Source organism: Megasphaera indica (assembly GCF_046614755.1).
In the GTDB taxonomy this organism is placed as follows: Bacteria; Bacillota; Negativicutes; order Veillonellales; family Megasphaeraceae; genus Megasphaera; species Megasphaera intestinihominis.
This window is the reverse complement of sequence record NZ_JBKKJR010000012.1, coordinates 45771-65893: the sequence shown is the minus strand read 5'-3', so window position 1 is coordinate 65893 and position 20123 is coordinate 45771. Positions and strand designations below refer to the sequence as shown.

Here is a 20123-nt window from a genome sequence, read left to right as displayed (position 1 = left end):
GAAAATAAGCGCCTGCCGCTCAGGCAGGGAAGCGAGGAGTGACTTTAATGACCGAGGAAACGAATAACATGCCTCAGAGCATGATACATCCGACGGCTATTATAGACCCGCAGGCAAAAATCGGTGCCGGTGTCAAAATCGGGCCGTATGCCGTTATCGGGCCCCACGTTACCATTGGCGATGGTACGGAAATCATGGCCCACGTTACCATCGACGGCTGGACCACGATCGGTAAGGACTGCCGGTTTTTCCCGAGCTGTTCCATCGGTTCGGAACCACAGGATTTGAAATATCACGGTGAAAAGAGCTACCTGATCATCGGCGACCGCTCGGTGTTCCGGGAATTCGTCACCGTCAGTACGGCCACCGGTGAAGGCGAAGAAACGCGCATCGGCAACGACTGCCTCTTCCAGGCCTGCACTCATGTGGCCCATAACTGCGTCGTCGGCAATCACGTCATCATGAGCAACTGCGCCGGCCTGGCCGGCCACGTCACCGTCGAAGACCGCGTCGTCATCGGCGGCATCGCCGGCGTCCATCAGTTCGTCAAGATCGGCCGCAACAGCATGATCGGCGGCCTGGCAAAAGTTGTCCAGGATATTCCGCCCTTCGTCATCGCCGACGGTCAGCCGGCCCGCTGCATCGGGCTGAACAGTGTCGGCCTTTCACGGGCCGGGATTCCGGAAGAAGTACGCCGGGAACTGAAGAAGGCTTTCCGCATCCTGTACCGTTCCGGCCTGAACCTGCGCCAGGCCATTGCCGAAATGGAACAGGAACTGGACAGCTATGAAGAAGTAGAACATTTCCTCCGCTTCCTCCGCAATGCCGACCGCGGTATCTGCAGAGGGACGAAAGATTAGGCAGCCGCTATTGGCTAAAAAGGGGTGTCGCGTCTGCGATGGCCCCTTTTTTTGCTGACAGGGGGCCTGTTTTTTTGTTATAATATAAAGATGAATATTTCTCTTTATGAATAAGGATGATTGCTATGGAAAAAGTAGGATTGCTTGCCGGTGTCGGCAAACTGCCTGTAGAATTTATGCGCGCTGCCAAACAGCTGGGTCACGAAGTCGTCGTCATCGCCGTCGTCAGTGATGTCGAACCGGAACTGGCTGCCGAAGCAGATGCTTATTATGAAATCAACGTCGCCAAACTGGACAAGGTTATCAAGACCCTCAAGAAGAATGGCGTCGCCAAAGTGACCATGATTGGCAAGGTCACCAAGGAAATCCTCTTCAAAGGCTTGAAGTTCCCTGACTGGCGGGCTATCAAGCTGCTGGCGAAACTGCGCAACCGCAAGGACGATACGATCATGCTGGCCATCGTCGAAGAACTGGCCAAAGATGGCCTGGAAGTCGTCGACCAGACACTGTACCTGAAACCCCTCATGCCGTCTTGCGGTGTCTTGTCGCGCCGTAAACCGACGGCGTCGGAAGAAGACGATATCCGCTTCGGTTTCGTCACGGCCAAGGCCATGGGCGGCATGGACATCGGCCAGACTGTCGTCGTCAAGCACAAGGCCGTCATGGCTGTCGAAGCCATCGAAGGGACCGACGCCTGCATCCGCCGCGGCGGCGCCCTGGGACGGGAAAAATCCGTCGTCGTCAAAGTGGCCAAGCCCAACCAGGACCCGCGTTTCGACGTGCCTGCCGTGGGCAAGCAGACCATCTTGTCCATGATTGAAAGCCATTGCAATGTCCTGGCCATGGAAGCCGGCCGGACGCTCTTCGTCGAACAGGACGAAGTCCTGGACCTGGCCAACCGCCACGATATCTGTATCTGTGCTGTCGATAAGAATTTTTAGGAGAGCCTATGAAAATCATGTTTTCTGCCGGTGAGGCGTCGGGCGACCTGCACGGGGCCAATTTGGCCCGGTCCCTGCGCGAACTGGATCCGCAGATCGAACTGCTCGGTATGGGCGGCAAGGAAATGGCAGCGGCCGGCGTCGACATCGTCTATGACATCAAGAACTTAGGCGTCATCGGCGTCGGGGAAATTATCCGCAAGATTCCCTTTTTCTTCCGCCTCCGCGACTTCCTCGTCGATACGATGCGCAAAGAAAAGCCCGACGTCCTGGTCTGCATCGACTATCCGGGCTTCAACATGCGCCTCATCAAGGTGGCCAAAGCGGCGGGCATCCCCGTCGTCTATTATATCCTGCCGACCATCTGGGCCTGGCACAAGAGCCGCGGCAAGACCATTGCCAAGTATACGGATCTGGCCATTTCCCTCTTTCCCTTTGAAGCCAAGATGTATGAAGACATGGGGACGAATGTCATCTATGCCGGCCATCCCCTGGTCGATACGGTCCATGCGACCATGAGCCGCCGCGAGGCCTGTGCTCATTTCGGACTGGACGAACGGAAGAAGACGGTCCTCCTCATGCCGGGCAGCCGGGTCCAGGAAGTACGCGGCCTCCTGCCGTGTATGCTGGAAGCGGCCAAGCTCATCCGCAAAGAGGCAGGAGACGTCCAGTTCATCCTGCCCAAGGCGTCGACTATCGACGAAGGCCTCCTCGATGAGATCATCCGGGCTTCAGGCGTCGCCGTCACGGTCGGTGAAGAAAAAGTATACGATATGATGAATCTCAGTACGGCAGCCATCGCGGCTTCGGGGACGGCGACGCTGGAAACGGCCCTCATGGGCCTGCCGACGCTCCTGGTGTACCGCGTCAACCGCCTGACTTACTGGTTATCGAAAGTCCTGGTCCATATCGACAGCATCGGCCTGCCGAACATCATCATGGGCCATCGGGTCATCCCTGAATTGTGGCAGGATGAGGTGACGCCGGAAAACATCGCTGCCGCCATGGTGCCTATGATCACCGATAAGGTGCACCGTGAAGCATTGCACGAATCCCTGGCGGCCGTCCGTCGCACGATGGGGGAACCCGGCGCTGTCCAGCGGACGGCCCAGGCTATCTTAGATTTTGCAAGAGAAAGAGGTGCCCATGAAGCAATACAATAGTTGGCAAAGTTATAAGAGATTATTAATGTTCATCAAGCCGTACAAGATGCGCCTCGTCGTCGCTGTCATCTGTATGGCCTTATCCGGGGCGAGCAACGTCGTCGTTCCGTGGCTCATCAAGGACGTCATCGATAAGGTCCTGGCCAATAAGGATATCTACACGCTGAACCTTATCGTCATCGGTATCCTGGTCCTCTTCCTGCTCCGCGGGTTCTTCTATTTCGGCCAGAAATACCTCATGAGTTTCGTCGGCCAGAAAATCGTCAACGATATCCGCGAAACCCTGTATCGTCACTTGCAGACCCTGTCCCTGTCGTACTTCGACAAGCACAAGACAGGCAATATCATGAGCAACCTGACCAATGACGTCACGGCTTTGCAGACGGCCATTGCAGGCAACCTCATTTCCTTCGTCCAGGAAGCGGTCATCCTCGTCGGCTCCCTGGGGTCCATGCTCTTCCTCTACTGGAAGCTGACCCTGTTGACCTTGGTCATCGTCCCCCTCGTCGTCTTTACGATCAACTTCTTCGGCTCCCGCCTGCGCCGGGCCGGCCACGACGTCCAGGGCAAGATGGCTGACATTACGTCGCTTTTGGAAGAGGCTATTTCGGGAATCCGCATCATCCGCTCCTTCAACCGGGAGGACTTTGAAATCCGCCGCTTCATGGTCCAGAACGACCGCAACTTCTGGGCTCTCATGACGACGACCAAACTGACGGCCCTGCTGACGCCGTTCATCCAGTTCTTCGCAGCCATCGCTGTCACGGGCATCATCTGGTACGGCGGCATGAGCGTCATCAACGGCGAAATGACGGCCGGCGCCCTCATCGCCTTCCTCATCTACGCCATCAATCTGGCCAACCCGGTCCGCCGAATCAGTGAAATCTACGGTGATATCCAGAAATCCCTGGCCGCTGCCGACCGCGTCTTTGAAACGATCGACACCGAACCGGATGTCAAGGAAAAGCCGGACGCCATCGTCCTGCCGCCGGTCAAAGGGGAAGTCGAATTCAACCACGTCTCCTTTGCCTATGACAAAGACCACCCGGCCCTTACCGATTTCAATTTGAAAGTTGCCCCTGGCGAAGTCGTCGCCCTCGTCGGCCCCAGCGGTGCCGGCAAATCGACGGTCGCCAACTTGCTGCCCCGTTTCTACGATGTCACGGGCGGCAGCCTGACCATCGATGGCATTGACGTCCGCGACGTCACCTTCTCGTCCCTGCGCCAGCAGATCGGCCTGGTCCCGCAGGAAACGATGCTCTTCAACGCTACGGTCCGGGAGAACATCCTCTACGGCCGCCTCGATGCGACGGACGAAGAAGTCGTCGCCGCTGCCAAAGCCGCCAATGCCCATGACTTCATCCGGGAACTGCCCGGCGGCTACGAAGCCCTCGTCGGCGACCGCGGCAGCTCCCTGTCCGGCGGCCAGCGCCAGCGCATCGCCATTGCCCGGGCCATCCTCAAGAACCCGCACATCCTCATCCTCGATGAAGCGACGTCGGCTCTCGATACGGAAAGCGAAAAGATCGTCCAGGCTGCCCTGGACCGCCTCATGGAAGGCCGCACGGCCGTCGTCATCGCCCACCGCCTGAGCACGGTCCGCAATGCCGACAACATCGTCGTCATCGACCACGGCCGCATCGTCGAAGAGGGGACCCATGATAAACTGCTGGCAAAAGACGGCCTCTATGCCCATCTCTATGCCGTACAGTTCAACGATACTACGGAAGAAACAGCGTCAGAAGGTTGATTGTGATGAAGAATCTAAAATCGCACCCCATGTACTGGCTGTATAATATCCTGCTCCTCATCTATTGGGCTACGCTCATTCCCATGCTCATTTACCGGCTCATCAGGGAAGAAGGATTTTATCAGCGCATCAAACAGAGCATCGGCTTCTTGCCGGAAGAATTAAAAGATAAAATATCCAATCGCCATGCCATCTGGGTCCATGCCGCGTCGGTCGGGGAAATCGTCGCGGCCAGCCCGATTGTCCGGGAAATGCGCAAGACCCATCCCGACGAAGTCATCATCGTCTCCGTCGTCACGGCGACGGGCTTCCGCATGGCCCATCAGATCATCAAGGGCGCCGACGGGATCCTCTATTTCCCGCTGGACCTGCCGTATCTGACCAACCGCATCCTGACCATCGTCAATCCCCAGGCCATCGTCCTGGTAGAAACGGAAATCTGGCCGAATTTCCTGCGCATCGCCGCAGATAAGCATATTCCGGTCATGATGATGAACGGCCGCATCAGCCAGCGCAGTGCCGTCCGCTACCGCATGATTACCTTCTTTACGCGCCGCGTCTTGTCGACGATACGCATGTTCTGCATGCAGAGCCGCATCGACGCCCAGTATATCATCGACATCGGCGCCGACCCCAACAAGGTCATCGTCACGGGCAACACCAAGTACGACCAGACCTATGGCATCGTCACGGAAGCCGAAAAGGAGCGCTTCCTCCACGAACTGGGCTTTGCCGAAGGGACGTATCCCATCATGATCGCCGGCAGTACCCACAAAGGGGAGAACGGCTCGGTCTACAAGGCTTTCGTCAAGATACGGGACCATTTCCCGGAAGCCAAATTGATCATCGCCCCGCGCTATATCTATCAGGCCGATCTCATCATCGACGAAGGCATCAAGCACGGCGTCACTATGGTCAAGCGCAGCGATATGAAGGCCGGGAAACCGATCCGGTCCGAATACGACGGCGTCATCCTCGATACCATCGGCGAACTGGGGCGCGTCTACAGCCTGGGCGACCTCATCTTCGTCGGCGGCAGCCTGGCCCATATCGGCGGCCATAATATCCTGGAACCGGCAGCTCATGGCAAGCCCATCGTCGTCGGTCCCAATATGTTCAACTTCGTCGAAATCTTCGATCTCCTCAGCAGCCGCGGCGCCTGCGTCATGGTCAAGAATGAAAAGGAATTCATCGACACCTGCCTGGATATCCTCATCCATCCCGACCGGGCCGAAGCCATGAAGCGCAGCTGCATCGAAGTCGTCCAGGAAAACCAGGGGGCTACGCGCAAGAACCTGGAACAGCTGCAGAAGATGCTGGACGACGTCCACGGCGGGAGGTGAGCCCATGGCTTTGCGAAACTGGGCTGCCGCCTATTTCCATTATTTGACCGGAAGCGGCGCCCATCACTGCTGGGACTGGCCGGCCCTGGCCCTGCTGCGCGGTGCCGCCTGGCTCTACCGCAAGGGCGTCCTGGCCAAATATCACGCCATCGCCGACCATCCGGAACGGCAGGAACACGTGCCGGCCGTCGTCATCAGCCTGGGCAACATCACTGTCGGCGGGACGGGCAAGACGCCGACGGCGTGCATGCTGGCCCGGCGCCTGCAATCCCAGGGCTGGCGCGTGGCCCTGCTCAACCGGGGCTACCGCTCTCAGCGCGAAGATGGCGGCGCTGCCGTCATGTCCGATGGACAGAACGTCCTGCTATCGGCCGAAGAAGGCGGCGATGAAGCCTGCCTCATGGCCCGCAGCCTGCCTGGCATCCCCGTCCTGGTCGGCCGCAAGCGGGCCCTCGGCGGCCGCCTGGCCGTCGAACGCTTCGGTACACAGGTCCTCATCCTCGACGACGGCTTTCAGCACTGGCAGCTGTACCGTGACCTGGACATCGTCCTCGTCGACGGGACCAATCCCTTCGGCAACGGCCATGTCCTGCCGCGGGGCATCCTGCGGGAGCCCATGGAGCAGCTCGGCCGGGCCGATGCCTTCATCATCACTAAGGGCGACCAGATTACGCAGGACCGGGCCGAAGCCATCGCCGCCAAGCTGCGCCAGTACAACCCGGCCGCGCCGGTGGCCATGGCCATCCACAAGCCGTCTTCGTGCCTGGCCTTTGCCGCCTGGCATGACGGAAAGGGCCATGGCTCCGGGGCCTTACAGCCTGACGGCCAGTCCGTCCTGGCCGTATCGGCCCTGGGAAACCCGGCTTCCTTTGAACGGACCCTGGCCGATGCGGGCTTCACCGTCGCCGGCTCTCTCCGCTATGAAGACCATCACCATTACAGCCGCGACGATATCCGCCACATGGCCGCCAGGGCCGCCGAAACGGGCTGCCTTTTGGTGACGACGGAAAAGGACGCCATCAAACTGCCGGCGCCGCTGATCAAGGAATACGACCTGCCGCTGTACGTCTTGAGCATTACTATTGAATTCACAGCAGGGCAGGACCAGATAGATACGATTTTGCAAGCAGTATTGGAGGATAAACTATGAACTTTGTATGCATCATCCCATCGCGCTATGCATCGACGCGCCTGCCGGGCAAGCCGCTGTGCGATATTGCCGGCAAACCGATGGTACAGCGTGTCTATGAACAGGCTGCCAAGGCCTCGAAACTGACGGCTGTCGTCGTCGCCGTAGATAACCCGAAAGTCTATGATACGGTTGTCACCTTCGGCGGCCATGCCGTCATGACACGCGAAGACCACGCCAATGGCACGGACCGTTTGGCTGAAGCCGTCGGCCATTTTCCCGATGCTGACGTCATCGTCAACGTCCAGGGCGACGAACCGCTCATCGCACCGGACGTCATCGACGACTTGTGCCGGGCCTTTGAAGCAGAACCGGACCTGACCATGGCGACGGTCGCTGCGCCTTTGCAGGAAGACGAATACGATGACCCGAGTGCCGTCAAAGTCGTCCTCAACCAAAAGGATGAAGCCATGTATTTCTCGCGTTCCCTCATCCCGTATCCGCGCCATTCCTTTGAAGAAGGGGGCATCCAGCCGTATAAGCATATCGGTATCTACGCCTATCGCCGCGATTTTCTCCTGCAGTACGCGGCCATGGAACAGACGCCGGCAGAAAAAGTCGAGTCCCTGGAACAGTTGCGGGTTCTCGAAAATGGTTATAAGATAAAAGTGATAAAGACTCATCACCAATTCATCGGCATCGATACGCCGGATGACCTGGAACACATCCGCCGTTATTTTGCCGAATCTGCTCATAAAGGGGAATAGACTATGGAAAAAGTGAAACGAATTCAGGTTGGCAGCCAGACTGTCGGCGGCGATGGCAAACTTTTCGTCATGGCCGGCCCGTGTGTCATCGAGGATCCCGAACGGACCCTGGCTATTGGCAAGACCATGAAGGCTATCTGTGAAAAACTGGGCCTGACATATATCTTCAAAGCCTCTTTCGATAAGGCGAACCGCTCGTCTTACACGTCCTACCGTGGACCGGGCCTGAAAGAAGGCCTGCGCATCCTGGCTGACATCAAGAAGGAACTCCAGGTTCCCGTCGTCAGCGATATCCACGAAACCTGCCAGGCCGAAGCGGCTGCTGAAGTCCTGGACGTCATCCAGATCCCGGCCTTCCTCTGCCGTCAGACCGATTTGCTGGAAGCCGCTGCGGCTACGGGGAAATGTGTCAACGTCAAGAAGGGTCAGTTCCTGGCCCCGGAAGATATGAAGAACGTCGTCGCCAAGATCGAACACGCTGGCAATGAAAATATCATGCTCACCGAACGGGGCATCAGCCTGGGCTATCATAACCTCGTCGTCGATATGCGTTCCTTCCCGATTATGCGCAGCTTCGGCTATCCCGTCGTCTTCGATGCCACCCACAGCGTCCAGCTGCCGGGCGGTGCCGGTACGAAATCGGCAGGCCAGCGCCAGTTCGTCGGCAACCTGGCACGAGCCGCTGCCGGTGCCGGTATCGACGGCGTCTTCATGGAAGTACACGATAACCCGGCAGAAGCCCTCAGCGACGGGCCGAATATGCTCTACTTATCGCAGGTCGAAGATGTCCTCCGCGATATGATGGCTATCAACGAAATCGTACAGAAAAGCGTAAGCACGGACAGGTAAGGAGACGAGACCATGATGGATATTTTAGAAGAAGCAAAAGACGTGCTCCATCAGGAAGCACAAGGCATTGAAAAGTTGATCCCTACGCTCAACCAGAACTTCGTCAATGCCGTCAACATGATTATGAAATCGAAAGGCCGGGTCATCGTCACGGGCATGGGGAAATCCGGCCACATTGCCCGCAAAGTATCGGCAACCTTGTCCAGTACGGGGACGCCGTCCATTTTCCTCCATCCGGCAGAAGCCATTCACGGCGATTTGGGCATGGTCACGGCAGACGATGTCGTCCTGGCCTTCTCGAACAGTGGGGAAACGGTGGAAATACTCAACATCCTGCCGTCGCTCAAGCGCATCGGTGCCAAACTCATCACCGTCGTCGGCAATCACAATTCGACCTTGGCCAAACACGCCGATATCATTCTCGACGCATCGGTCGAAAAAGAAGCCTGCCCCCTGGGCCTGGCGCCGACGACGAGTACGACGGCGGCTCTGGCCTTAGGCGATGCCCTGGCTGTCGTCCTCTTGACGCAGCACCATTTCACCAAGGAACAGTTCGGCATCTTCCATCCCGGCGGAGCCCTGGGCAAGAAACTCCTGCTCACTGTCGACGATGTCATGCATAAAGGCCAGGACAACCCGGTCGTCAGCGAAGACAGCATCGTCCAGGATGCCCTCTTCCTCATGACCGAAAAGGGCCTGGGTGCTGTATCCGTCGTCGATGAAGACGGCAAACTCGTCGGCCTGGTCACCGACGGCGACGTCCGCCGCGGCCTGGAAACAGGGTCCAACTTCCTCCAGTGGCCTGTCGATGCCATGATGACCAAGAACCCGCGGGTCATTGCCAACCATAAGCTGGCTACGGAAGCCCTGCACATCATGGAAAAGAACCAGCCCCGTCCGATTACGGTCCTGCCTGTCGTCGACAAGGATGACAAAGTCGTCGGCATGATCCATATTACCGATTTGCTGCGGCAGGGAGTGGTCTGATGAGCTTTTTGACACATATCAAGATGCTGGCCCTTGACGTCGACGGCGTCATGACGGACGGCATCATTTACTACAGCCCGTCGGGCGATGCCATGAAAGGCTTTTCTGCCCGCGACGGCATGGGCATTTCCCTGATCCGGGCCGCCGGCATCCAGACGGCCCTGGTCACAGGCCGCCGCTCACCCATGGTCGAGCAGCGGGCGAAGGACCTGCATATCGACTACGTCCTCCAGGACTGCTCGCGCAAGCTTTTGGCCATGCAGCAGTTGTGCAGTGAAATCGGCCTGTCCCTCGACGAAGTGGCATACATGGGCGACGACCTGAACGACGTCGAACTCATTGCCAATGCCGGTTTCGGCGCAGCGCCCCTCGATGCCTGCGAAGAAGCCCGTCGGTCGGCCGCTTTCGTATCGGCCTATCCCGGCGGCCACGGGGCCTTGCGGGAATTCGCCGAATATATCTTGAAGAGCCAGCATGTCTGGGATAAGGTCCTGCGCCAGTACTTTGGCGACGCGACCTTTACGTTGCGCCAATAAGAAAGGAGAGTCTGTATTGTGAGTAAGGAATGGCAGTATCATGCTGCACGCGGATTCGGCAAGATTCTCTGTCATCTGCCCTATCCGGTTATCATTTCCTTGGGTCGCAAACTAGGCCCTTTCGTAGGAAAACTGATGAAAAAGCAGCGCGAACGCGGTATTTTCCAGATACAGCGCGGCATGGAGTGCAGCCGTGAAGAAGCGGAACGCATCATGACCGACGTCTTCCGCAATCTCGGCCAGTCGCTCATGGAAATCCTCTATACGCCCAATCTCAATCCGGAGAATATCCGGGACTATGTGACATTGGACCATCCGGAACGCCTGGACGAAGCCATGAAGGAAGACAAAGGCGTCATCGTCCTCACAGCCCACATGGGCAACTGGGAATGGCTCGGCGCCCTGGCCATCTACGGCTATCCGGCGACGACGATCGTCAAGAACCAGGCCAACGACGCCGTAACACGCCTGCTCAACGAAAACCGTGAGAGCATGGGCCTGGAAGTCTTCGCCCGCGGCGGCAATGAAATGATCATCGCTGCCCGTGCCTTGAAGCGCAAGAAACTCCTGGGTTTCCTGGCTGACCAGGACGGCGGCTTCCACGGCGTGCCTCAGCCTTTTTTGGGCAAGATGAGCTCGACGCCGAAAGGACCGGCTATGTTCGCCCAGAAGTTCCATTCACCTATCGTGCCGATTTTCCCGGTCCACGACGAAAATCATCATACCCATTTGATGATCGGTGAAATCATGCATTTCGAAGACACAGGCAACAAGGACGAAGACATTGCCCGCATGACCCGCAAGATGGCCGTCGTCACGGAGAATTTCATCAAGGAACACCCGACAGAATGGCTGTGGTTCCAGCATCGCTGGAGTACAGAACCGGAAGAAATCATAGCACTGCAGCAGAAACCGGAGGCGCATACCGATGATAGCCGAAAAGCTGAAAAAGAATAAAATCTCCATCATTGCCGTCATCGCCGTCATCGGCTTTGCCGTCATGCTCTATAGTTTCATGCATCCCCAGAAGACGGAAGACCCCATGGTCAGTCCGGATAAGCTCGTCGAATTCGAAGGGACGGAGCTGGAAGAAAAGAAAGACGGCCAGCTCGTCTGGCGCTTGACAGCCGATAAGATCCAGATCGACCCGGACACGCAGATCATGTATTTCACCAACCCCAAGGCCCTGGTTGTCGCCGAAGATGGAACGCAGATGACCATTACGTCGGACAAGGGCATCGTTGACCGCCAGAAGCGGACCATCGAAATCAAGCCGCCTGTCAAAGCAGAAACCGATAAGGGCGATACGTTGCAGACCGACGGCAGTGTGTATTATAATATGGATACGCGTATGATCAAAGGCGGCAAGGTCGTCATGGACCGCCATGACAAGACGTCGCTCAAAGCTGATGCTTTTGAAACGGACAGTAGCCTGACCAAGGTGACGCTGACCGGCCATGCGCAGGTGACAAAGGGAGAATAACTATGATGGATTTACTTGGAAAGAAACTGGCAGCAGCCGCCCTCATGGGGGCCATGATCCTGTCGGCTGCCGGCGCCCTGGCGGCGGATAATAACGGCAACCCGGCCGTATCCGTCACGGCAGACACGCTGGAATATAACGGTAAGATCCAGGTCGCTACGGCGACGGGCAACGTCGTCATCGTCCGCGACCAGGCTACGATGACCGGCAACAAGGCCGTCTATAACTTGAAGACCGCCGAAGCCGACATGGAAGGCAACGTATCGGTACAGCAGCCGGACATGCAGCTCAACGCCGATAAGGTCCATTCGACCAACAAGAATTACGTCGTCGCTACGGGCAGCGTCCGCGGCGTCTATGGCGACAAGAAGGTCAATGGCGACAAAGTCGAATACTATCTCGACCAGGATTACGGTATCGTCACGGGCAACGGCTATCTTGAAGCCCAGGGTTCGCAGATGTGGGCCGATCACATCGACGCCTGGTTCAAGCAGATAAAGGCCATCGGTACGGGCAACGTCCATATCGAATCGCCGGCGGAAAACCTCATCGCCTATGCCAATCAGGCCGTCTACACCCAGACGCCGGGTCAGAATGACGGCGTCGTCCACTTGACGGGGAATGTCAATGCCACTCAGAACGGCAATTCCCTCAACGGCGACAATGTCGATATCCGCCTGGCCGATAATTCCGTCCAGACCCGCAGCCGGTCGACTATCGTCATCGTACCTGGCAGTAATCCGTAATCGTAAGGGGTATCTATGTTTATTCAGACTGAAGATCTCGTAAAAGCGTATAAAGAACGAAATGCCGTCAACGGCGTCAGTATCCGCGTCGACCAGGGCCAGATTGTCGGCCTCCTGGGACCGAATGGCGCCGGCAAGACGACGACTTTCTACATGATCGTCGGCATCGAACGGCCGACGTCGGGGAAGATAACCATTGATGGCAAGGACATCACCAACCTGCCCATTCACAAGCGGGCGGCCTATGGCATCGGCTATCTGCCCCAGGAAGCGTCGATTTTCCGCAAGCTCACCGTCGAAGACAACCTCCTGGCCATGCTGGAGACGACGAAGCTCAGCAAGAAGGAGCAGCATGAAAAAGCGGAAGCCCTGATGGAAGAATTTTCCATCACCCAGCTCCGCGACCGCCTGGGTATCCAGCTGTCCGGCGGCGAACGGCGCCGCGTGGAAATCGCCCGCTGTCTGGTCATGGACCCGGCCTTCATCCTCCTCGATGAACCTTTTGCCGGCATCGACCCCCTGGCCGTCAACGACATCCAGGGCATCATCAGCCATTTGAAACGGCGCGGCATGGGCGTCCTCATTACCGACCATAACGTCCGGGAAACGCTGAGCATCGTCGACAAAGCCTATATCTTGAGTGAAGGGAAGATCCTCCTCGAAGGCAGTCCGGAAATGATTGCCAATGACCCGGTAGCCAAGAAATTCTACTTAGGCGAAGAATTCAGGATGTAACAGGGAGTATGGAATGCGAATATTAGATAAGTATATACTAAAAGAATTTATTGGCCCCTTTTTATTCGGCGTCTGTGCCTTTACAGCAGTCTTCGTCGGGACGGGTACGCTCTACCGTATTGCCAACCTCATCAACCAGTATGGGGCTTCGGCCTGGGCTGCCTTCCGCGTCTTCGTCCTGGCCATGCCGTCGATCATCGTCGTCACCTTTCCCATGTCCGTCCTTTTAGGGTCGCTCATGGCCTTTGGCCGCCTTTCCAGCTCCAGCGAAATGATTGTCATGCGGGCTGGTGGACAGAACTTCATCCGCCTGGCCATGCCGATTTTCATTGCCGCTTTCTTCATTTCCATCGGGGCGACGGCCTTCAACGAATACGTCGTGCCCAAGGCCAACAACGCCTATAACACGATTATCAATGAAGAAATAAAGCACAATGTCGCGCCGACGACGCAGGACCATATCATCATCAAGAACACCAAGGGCTCCGATATATCCAGCCTCATGTATGCCCGTCAGTACGACGCCAACACGAAGCAGCTCAAGGATATTACCGTCCAGGAATTTGAAAATGATACGCTCATGCGCGTCGAACAGGCTGACCGGGCCGACTGGAACGGCCAGAAATGGGTCATGCACGAAGGCATGATCTACGACGTATCGGCCAATGAACAGACGACGCGGTCCCTGAAGTTCCAGAACCAGGCCCTGCCGATTACGCAGAAGCCGAATAAGATCAATGCATCCCAGAAGAAACCGGATGAACTGACTATCCGCGAACTGCGGGAACAGATTAAACTATTGGACCAGAATTCCGTCAACACCAATAAGATGAAAGTCGAAATGTACAACCGCTTCGCCCTGCCTCTGGCCAGCCTGGTCTGCGCCATCGTCGGCGCGCCCCTGGGGATGCAGAAACAGCGCGGCAGCTCGTCCATCGGCTTTGGCATCAGTGTTGTCGTTATCTTTATTTACTATTCCATCATGACCTTGGGCAATGCCCTGGGCAATGGCGGCAAGATCCCGGCTTACCTCGCCGCCTTCCTGCCGGACATCATCTGTGGCGTCGCCGGCGTCATCTTAGTCTACAAAAAATCGAAATGAGGAAAAGGGGACTGTCGCACGAAGGATTCTGCCATCATGCAAGGTCCCTTTCTCTTTATAGTTTGTAGTACTGAGCTTTTAGTTTGTAGAAGATGGCTTTAAATTTAAAAAACTTCACTAAAAACTGAAAACTTAATACTCCAAAAGGCATTGTCTTCATGGGACAGCGCCTTTTTTTGTATGCAAAATATCATACTTTATAATCATTCTTCAGAGCCTGTTTGCTCGGACTCAGAAGCGGCTTCGCCGCAATAGACTCAAGAAATCAGGCGCAGGAGCTCCTAAAGGGGGAGATGGCCGCCAACGGCGGTCTGAGGGATTCTCTGGAGAGGTAGCCTTATTCATGCTACTGAATAAAGAAATCTAAAAAATCACAGACAGTAAAAAAACTGTGCTTTTTCTTGAATATCTTATTTCAGATTCCAGCTGACAATTCTGTTGGAAGGAGGAGGTACTGGTATAAAGGCGAATTTTCTAAAAAATTCTCACGATTTTTTAGTGCTATCCTTTTCAAAAAGACATACTTGCTATGGGGGGGGATTGTACTACAATAATGTTGTAACATAATGACAATATATTGTACGTTTTAATGACATGAAAAGGAAGGGTGATTGTTTGTGAGTAAAAAGAATAAGGACGAGTCGCTGACGAAAAAAGTGCTATTATCCATTATGGCGGCAGGTGTGATGAGTGGTTTTGTATTTCAGGCAGAAGCAGCAGATAGCCTTATCGTGGATGGCAATCCGACGATTGTTAAGACCAATGAAACTTTTACTAAAGTAGAAGCAAATGGCGGGGCTGATATTACCCTGAATGGCGGTCAGATTATAGGCAGCAAAGAAAAACATACTGATGATGAAGAACCGGCTATCATTGCTGCTGATGTTGCTGCAGAAATCGATAGTGGCAGTGTACTCACGGCGAATAAGGTAGCCTTTACCGGTGAAATTGCGGCCCATGCTGGCGGCAAAATTGTTTTAAATGGTGGTAGTGTTAAGTCGGGCTCTTTTTATACTGCACAGGGGCGGCAAGATGGATATAATACCGAAGTTGGTGCCAATGATACCGGGTCTTCAATTGAATTCCACAAGGTAAAGATCGATTCTAATCTTGGGGCTTTCGATGGAGGTGTCATCACTACTTATGATTCTGATATCAATGCGGATACTTCCATTTATACCGAAGGCCAGAATGCACGAATCAGCTTGAATAGTGCGAGTGGCAGTAATACGTATACTGTCGGTGAAGATGGCATAGAAGCAGCTGATGGAAGTGCAATCGACATAAATGGTGGCAAAGTGAATACTTCCTATTTAGTCGCTAATGCTAATACAAAAATTAATGCAGACAAAGCAGATATTAATGCTAAAGAAGGGATTTGGGCTTCCGGCAAAAACGCTATAGTTACATTAAATGGTACAGAAAAAACAGTATATACTGTTGGCAAGGGGATTATCGCAGAAAAAGGCGGTAAAATATATATCCATGGTGGGACTTTGGCTGATAATGAACTGAGAACGAAGATGTATAAGGTTCAAGATGCAGAAGAGAAAGAGGTTATCTATAATACAGATGCTAAGGGTCTTATTCTCGATGATAATGGTGTCATCTCCACTATGTCTAATCAGATTTACGCGAAAGCTGCATCAGCTACAGAAAAAGAATCCGGTGCTATTACAAACAAAGGTATTGACTTCAAGGGCGGCGGACTAGTTTTAAATGATGATAAGTATACACAATCATATGCTAATGCTGCACAAGCTGAGTTGCAAAAACAAGGGGCAACTAAGTTGACTATGAAAGGCAACTTGGTTAAAGATAATACGGGAGAAATCCAAACGGAAATTCCTGTAAGCGAAGTCGCTGAAAAATTTGGCAGCCGTATTGAACTCGACAAGGTTACAGCAGAAGCTGGTAATAATCTCATTGTCGGCAGCAAAACATTACCGGATAAGTCCATCGAAGGCATCGATGTGAAAACACAGGTTGTAAATGGTTTCTCCGTTGGTAAACTAAATTTGGGTGCTGGCAGCAAGGGCGTTATCATTACTAATGATCAAGAAGTCACACTTGGTGGTAGTAAGGGTGGTAATATTATTACTGTTGCAGACACTGATTCAAAAGTTAAAGTTATTGTGGGAACTGACCAGGCCGGTACAGAAAAAATTACGGGTAAGTTAAATATCGGTAATAGTCTGGCCAATGAACGCACACCGTACTATCTTAATGGTGAAGTTATTGTCAACAAGGACAGTCAGCTGAATATTAGTGGTCAAACGAGTGTTACGGATGGAATGACTTTGAACGATGGGACACTCCAAGTTAAGAAAGGTGCTTTAAAAACTCAAGCTTTGAATGTCAATGGCAAGGCAAAACTGACAGGCACTGTAAATACTGAAACATTAACGGCTAAAGATAAAACGGTTTTGACAATTGGTGATAAAGATAGTGACGGTACTCTTATCGTTAATAAGGCCGAATTAAACGGTGGTATGCTTTTCCTTGATCCTGTGTGGAAAGGGAATGACCTTATCAGCAATGCAAGCGGATTGGCAATAAAAAATTCCGCAGCTCTTGATGGTGCGTATGTAGCCGGACAGAATTCTAAAATTTCTTTTGGTGCAGATTTGACAGCTGCTGATAATGCTTTTAAAAGGAGTGGAGAAAAATGGGGTGCTGATGGCATCACGGCAGCGGCCTATATTGCTTCTCCTGTTGATGTAACAAAAGGCTCTATCATGGTAGATGGTTCTCAGACAACAGCTCCTGGGGTATTATCTGCAGGTTCAGTGAAGTTTGCTGATAAGTCACTTCTTATGGTCGATGCTTCGGCAGTTACGGGAAATAAAGCAGCTATTACTGGCGTGAAATCGGCAAATGTTGCTGATGCCTCTAAATTGTATCTTGATAATGCAAAGAAGGGCGAAACCTATAAGATACTTGCAGGCAGTACACAGGGGTGGAAAGCAGAAAATATCATCAGTAATAATAAGCTGTTGACATTTGAAATTAAAGCTGCAACAGGTAATGAATACGATGTAATCACTGATTCAAAATCGGTAAAAGATGCTTACGGTGACCAGTTAATTGCTGGTGATGTTTATGATGCTGCATTGGCAACCGGTGGTGCCGCTGCCGATTTTGTCAATCGTGCTTCTGATGATCATTACAATGTCGATGATGCGGCAAAAATCAGTGCTTTGAATAGTGCAGCAGCTCTTAATGAATTAGCAGGCGTTGAACATGGAGCATATACAGTGAACAATCTCTTCACGAATGCCATTGCTGATCACATGTCCCTAGCCAATGAAAGAACCCATGATAAGGATATTTGGGCAAAATATATCCATAGCAAGGAAAATATTGATGGCCTGGCAATAGCTGGTATGGGTAGTCAGTATGATTCTACCTATAACGGTGTTATCGTGGGCGCTGATTTATACAAGAAAGGGAAAGCGGTTATTGGTGCAGCCTTCAGTTATGTAGATGGCGATACCGATGGCAATACGATAGCAGCTCGAACAGAAAATGATGCGAAATATTATGGTGGCAGCATTTATGGCGGAATTCAGGATAATACCAGCCTCTTGATGGGTGATATCAGCTATTTACATGACAAAAATGATATTGACCAGTATAATAGTGGCATGAACTTAACTGCAGACGTTAAGACTGATGTATTTAGCCTCGGCATACGTGCAGAAAAGAGCCTTCGTGCAGGTATTGGTAAATTCGTTCCTTATACCGGTATCCGTTATATGCATCTCAGCACCGGTGATTATACCAATAGCCTGGGCATGCATTATAATACAGATGACATAAATTTATGGTTATTACCTGTAGGAATCAAATATAGTGCAGATGTTAAAAACGGCAACTGGACCATTCGGCCACTGGCTGAAGTTGGTTATATATGGAATCTAGGCGACCGTGATAGTACACAGACGGTAAGCATTAATGGGATAAGTAATGGATTTTGCTATGACGTAACCGATACAGGCAGCTATATCGCCCGACTTGCTGTTGAAGCTGAAAAAGGTAGCATTACTTATGGATTGGGCTATGGTTATCAGAAAGGCGACAGTGTTAAAGACAACCAGTGGATGGCTAGTGTTAACTGGAAATTCTAAGCTTAAAAATTTAATATACTAGCATATGAATTAGGGATTGTTACAGAAAGTCTTCGTGTGACAATCCCTTTTCAGTACCTTGCAAAAGTATTTGACCGGCTATTGTACAGAGTGCAGATTACTTTATTTACTGAATTTCTGTAATGGGCGCTCCACGTGGCGCCCCTACAGCGAGCATGAGACCGGCTAACAACCAGCTGCTAACGACTAGGGCAGGACGGCCCTTGCAGTACACGGTAGTTATGGGCTATAATATAATGATATAAAGGAATGAGCAAAGGTGGTGTCTTATGGAATATGGATGGGTCATGCTGATCGTCTTGTCTGTTATGGGCGGGATTATTGCCTATCTCGGCGATAAGATCGGCTCCCGTGTAGGGAAACGGAAAATTAAATTATTCGGTTTGCGGCCGAAGTATACGTCCATCCTGGTCACCATCCTGACGGGAATCAGTATTGCCGTCATCACTTTAGGCGTCATGTCTATCTTGTCGGAAAATGTCCGCATCGCTTTGTTCGGTATGCACCAGCTGCAGATGCAGAAGGCCCAGCTCGAAGCCCAGCGGGATGAACTGCTGCAGCAGGCCAAGGACCTGGGCAAGGAACTGGACGACAAGAACGAGCTCATCGCCTCCAATGAAGAACTCCTGAAGAAGCAGCAGGAACAGCTGGACGGCAAGAATGAAGAAATCCGGACGACTCAGCTGGACCTGCAGCAGGCCCAGGACGCCCGCGACGACAAGGCCCGCCAACTGACGGTCATCCAGGTTGCCATGGACGAAGCCAAGAAGCAGCGCGACTCGGCCCTGGCCGATAGTGAAAAGGCCCGTCAAGACGTAGCTATGCTGGAAGAAACGAAGCAGAAGATGATGGGCACCATCGACGTCCTCGACAAGCGCATCAAGCTGCTCAATGAAACGATGACCAATATCCGCGAAGGGACGGTCGTCTTCCGCGTCGGCGAAGTCCTGTCCAGTAACGTCCTCAACGGCGGCCTGAGCCAGGCCCAGACGCGGGAAGAACTGAGCCGGGCCATGAGCCAGACCAATACCATGATCTGCCGTCATCTCGGCGTCCGCGATGAAAATACAGTCCTCCTCTATATTTCGCCAGACGAATTCAACGCTACTGTCGACGCCCTGCAGAAAGCCGGGAAGTCGCAGAAACTGCTCCGTATCATCGCCGCCGGCAACATCATGCTCGGCGAACCGGCCCTGGTCCACGTCGAAATGTATGACAATAACCTCATCTATCACCGCGGCGACGTCGTCTACGAAGAACGGCTGACAGCCCAGGAATTGTCGGGCAATGCCGAACTGCAGGTCATGCGCTTCCTCCATAACGTCAATCAGCAGGCCCAGGCCAAAGGCCTCCTGCCGGACCCGCTGACAGGCAATGTCGGGGCTCTGACGGCTGCGGAAATGTTCGAGACCATCAACAAGATAAAGAACCACAGCGGCGCCGATATCGTCCTCAAAGCCGTCACCGAAGCCGATACCTATACGGCCGACCCCTTGCAGATTGACATCCGCGTAGAAGCCGACGAATGATGGGAATAAAAACAAGCCGCTAGCCACTAGCCGCGTAAACGGGCGCCCCACG

Annotated in this window: 17 protein-coding genes; all 17 read left to right on the top strand. The window is 53.5% G+C overall.

Annotation, left to right across the window (positions count from 1 at the left end; translation table 11 throughout):
- The first annotated feature begins 47 nt into the window (after positions 1 to 47).
- The 17 genes from lpxA to ACFCTO_RS07475 all read left to right on the top strand — a co-directional run bounded on the left by lpxA (position 48) and on the right by ACFCTO_RS07475 (position 20071).
- Positions 48 to 860 (top strand): acyl-ACP--UDP-N-acetylglucosamine O-acyltransferase, encoded by an 813-nt coding sequence (gene lpxA, locus ACFCTO_RS07555; RefSeq protein ID WP_022498081.1) that lies wholly within the window; start codon positions 48 to 50, stop codon positions 858 to 860.
- Positions 861 to 985: 125 nt separating this feature from the next.
- Complete coding sequence (locus ACFCTO_RS07550) at positions 986 to 1801, top strand: LpxI family protein (RefSeq protein ID WP_020310772.1); 816 nt, start codon at positions 986 to 988, stop codon at positions 1799 to 1801.
- Positions 1802 to 1809: 8 nt separating this feature from the next.
- Complete coding sequence (lpxB, locus tag ACFCTO_RS07545; protein ID WP_292299281.1) at positions 1810 to 2964, top strand: lipid-A-disaccharide synthase; 1155 nt, start codon at positions 1810 to 1812, stop codon at positions 2962 to 2964.
- Positions 2948 to 4714: a lipid A export permease/ATP-binding protein MsbA gene (msbA, locus tag ACFCTO_RS07540; RefSeq protein ID WP_499876655.1), complete on the top strand. Its 1767-nt coding sequence runs from the start codon at positions 2948 to 2950 to the stop codon at positions 4712 to 4714. Before lpxB ends, msbA begins: the two co-directional genes overlap by 17 nt.
- A gap of 5 nt (positions 4715 to 4719) precedes the next feature.
- Positions 4720 to 6057, top strand: coding sequence for a 3-deoxy-D-manno-octulosonic acid transferase (locus ACFCTO_RS07535; RefSeq protein ID WP_292260518.1), 1338 nt, complete (start codon positions 4720 to 4722; stop codon positions 6055 to 6057).
- Positions 6058 to 6061: 4 nt separating this feature from the next.
- Positions 6062 to 7207: a tetraacyldisaccharide 4'-kinase gene (gene lpxK / locus ACFCTO_RS07530; protein WP_499876654.1), complete on the top strand. Its 1146-nt coding sequence runs from the start codon at positions 6062 to 6064 to the stop codon at positions 7205 to 7207.
- Complete coding sequence (kdsB, locus tag ACFCTO_RS07525; protein WP_292108247.1) at positions 7204 to 7953, top strand: 3-deoxy-manno-octulosonate cytidylyltransferase; 750 nt, start codon at positions 7204 to 7206, stop codon at positions 7951 to 7953. Before lpxK ends, kdsB begins: the two co-directional genes overlap by 4 nt.
- A 3-nt stretch (positions 7954 to 7956) precedes the next feature.
- Entirely contained in the window at positions 7957 to 8802 is an 846-nt protein-coding gene (gene kdsA, locus ACFCTO_RS07520; RefSeq protein ID WP_370843149.1) for a 3-deoxy-8-phosphooctulonate synthase, read from the top strand.
- A 15-nt stretch (positions 8803 to 8817) separates the two neighbouring features.
- Entirely contained in the window at positions 8818 to 9789 is a 972-nt protein-coding gene (locus ACFCTO_RS07515) for a KpsF/GutQ family sugar-phosphate isomerase (RefSeq protein WP_292260516.1), read from the top strand.
- Positions 9789 to 10325 carry a KdsC family phosphatase gene (locus ACFCTO_RS07510; protein WP_020310765.1) on the top strand — a complete coding sequence of 179 codons (537 nt, stop codon included), beginning with the start codon at positions 9789 to 9791 and terminating at the stop codon, positions 10323 to 10325. The genes ACFCTO_RS07515 and ACFCTO_RS07510 overlap by 1 nt, the downstream gene beginning before the upstream one ends.
- Before the next feature lie 18 nt (positions 10326 to 10343).
- Positions 10344 to 11282: a lysophospholipid acyltransferase family protein gene (locus ACFCTO_RS07505; RefSeq protein ID WP_292300786.1), complete on the top strand. Its 939-nt coding sequence runs from the start codon at positions 10344 to 10346 to the stop codon at positions 11280 to 11282.
- On the top strand, positions 11254 to 11808 hold the full coding sequence (gene lptC / locus ACFCTO_RS07500; protein WP_020310763.1) for an LPS export ABC transporter periplasmic protein LptC: 555 nt from the start codon (positions 11254 to 11256) through the stop codon (positions 11806 to 11808). Before ACFCTO_RS07505 ends, lptC begins: the two co-directional genes overlap by 29 nt.
- Before the next feature lie 2 nt (positions 11809 to 11810).
- Positions 11811 to 12554, top strand: coding sequence for an LptA/OstA family protein (locus ACFCTO_RS07495; RefSeq protein WP_499876653.1), 744 nt, complete (start codon positions 11811 to 11813; stop codon positions 12552 to 12554).
- Positions 12555 to 12569: 15 nt separating this feature from the next.
- Complete coding sequence (gene lptB / locus ACFCTO_RS07490) at positions 12570 to 13289, top strand: LPS export ABC transporter ATP-binding protein (protein ID WP_292301672.1); 720 nt, start codon at positions 12570 to 12572, stop codon at positions 13287 to 13289.
- A 13-nt stretch (positions 13290 to 13302) separates the two neighbouring features.
- Positions 13303 to 14391 (top strand): LptF/LptG family permease, encoded by a 1089-nt coding sequence (locus ACFCTO_RS07485; protein WP_020310760.1) that lies wholly within the window; start codon positions 13303 to 13305, stop codon positions 14389 to 14391.
- Between the two features lie 617 nt (positions 14392 to 15008).
- Positions 15009 to 18521 carry an autotransporter family protein gene (locus tag ACFCTO_RS07480; RefSeq protein WP_499876652.1) on the top strand — a complete coding sequence of 1171 codons (3513 nt, stop codon included), beginning with the start codon at positions 15009 to 15011 and terminating at the stop codon, positions 18519 to 18521.
- Positions 18522 to 18811: 290 nt separating this feature from the next.
- Positions 18812 to 20071: a DUF3084 family protein gene (locus ACFCTO_RS07475; RefSeq protein WP_370854050.1), complete on the top strand. Its 1260-nt coding sequence runs from the start codon at positions 18812 to 18814 to the stop codon at positions 20069 to 20071.
- The last annotated feature ends 52 nt before the right edge of the window (positions 20072 to 20123 follow it).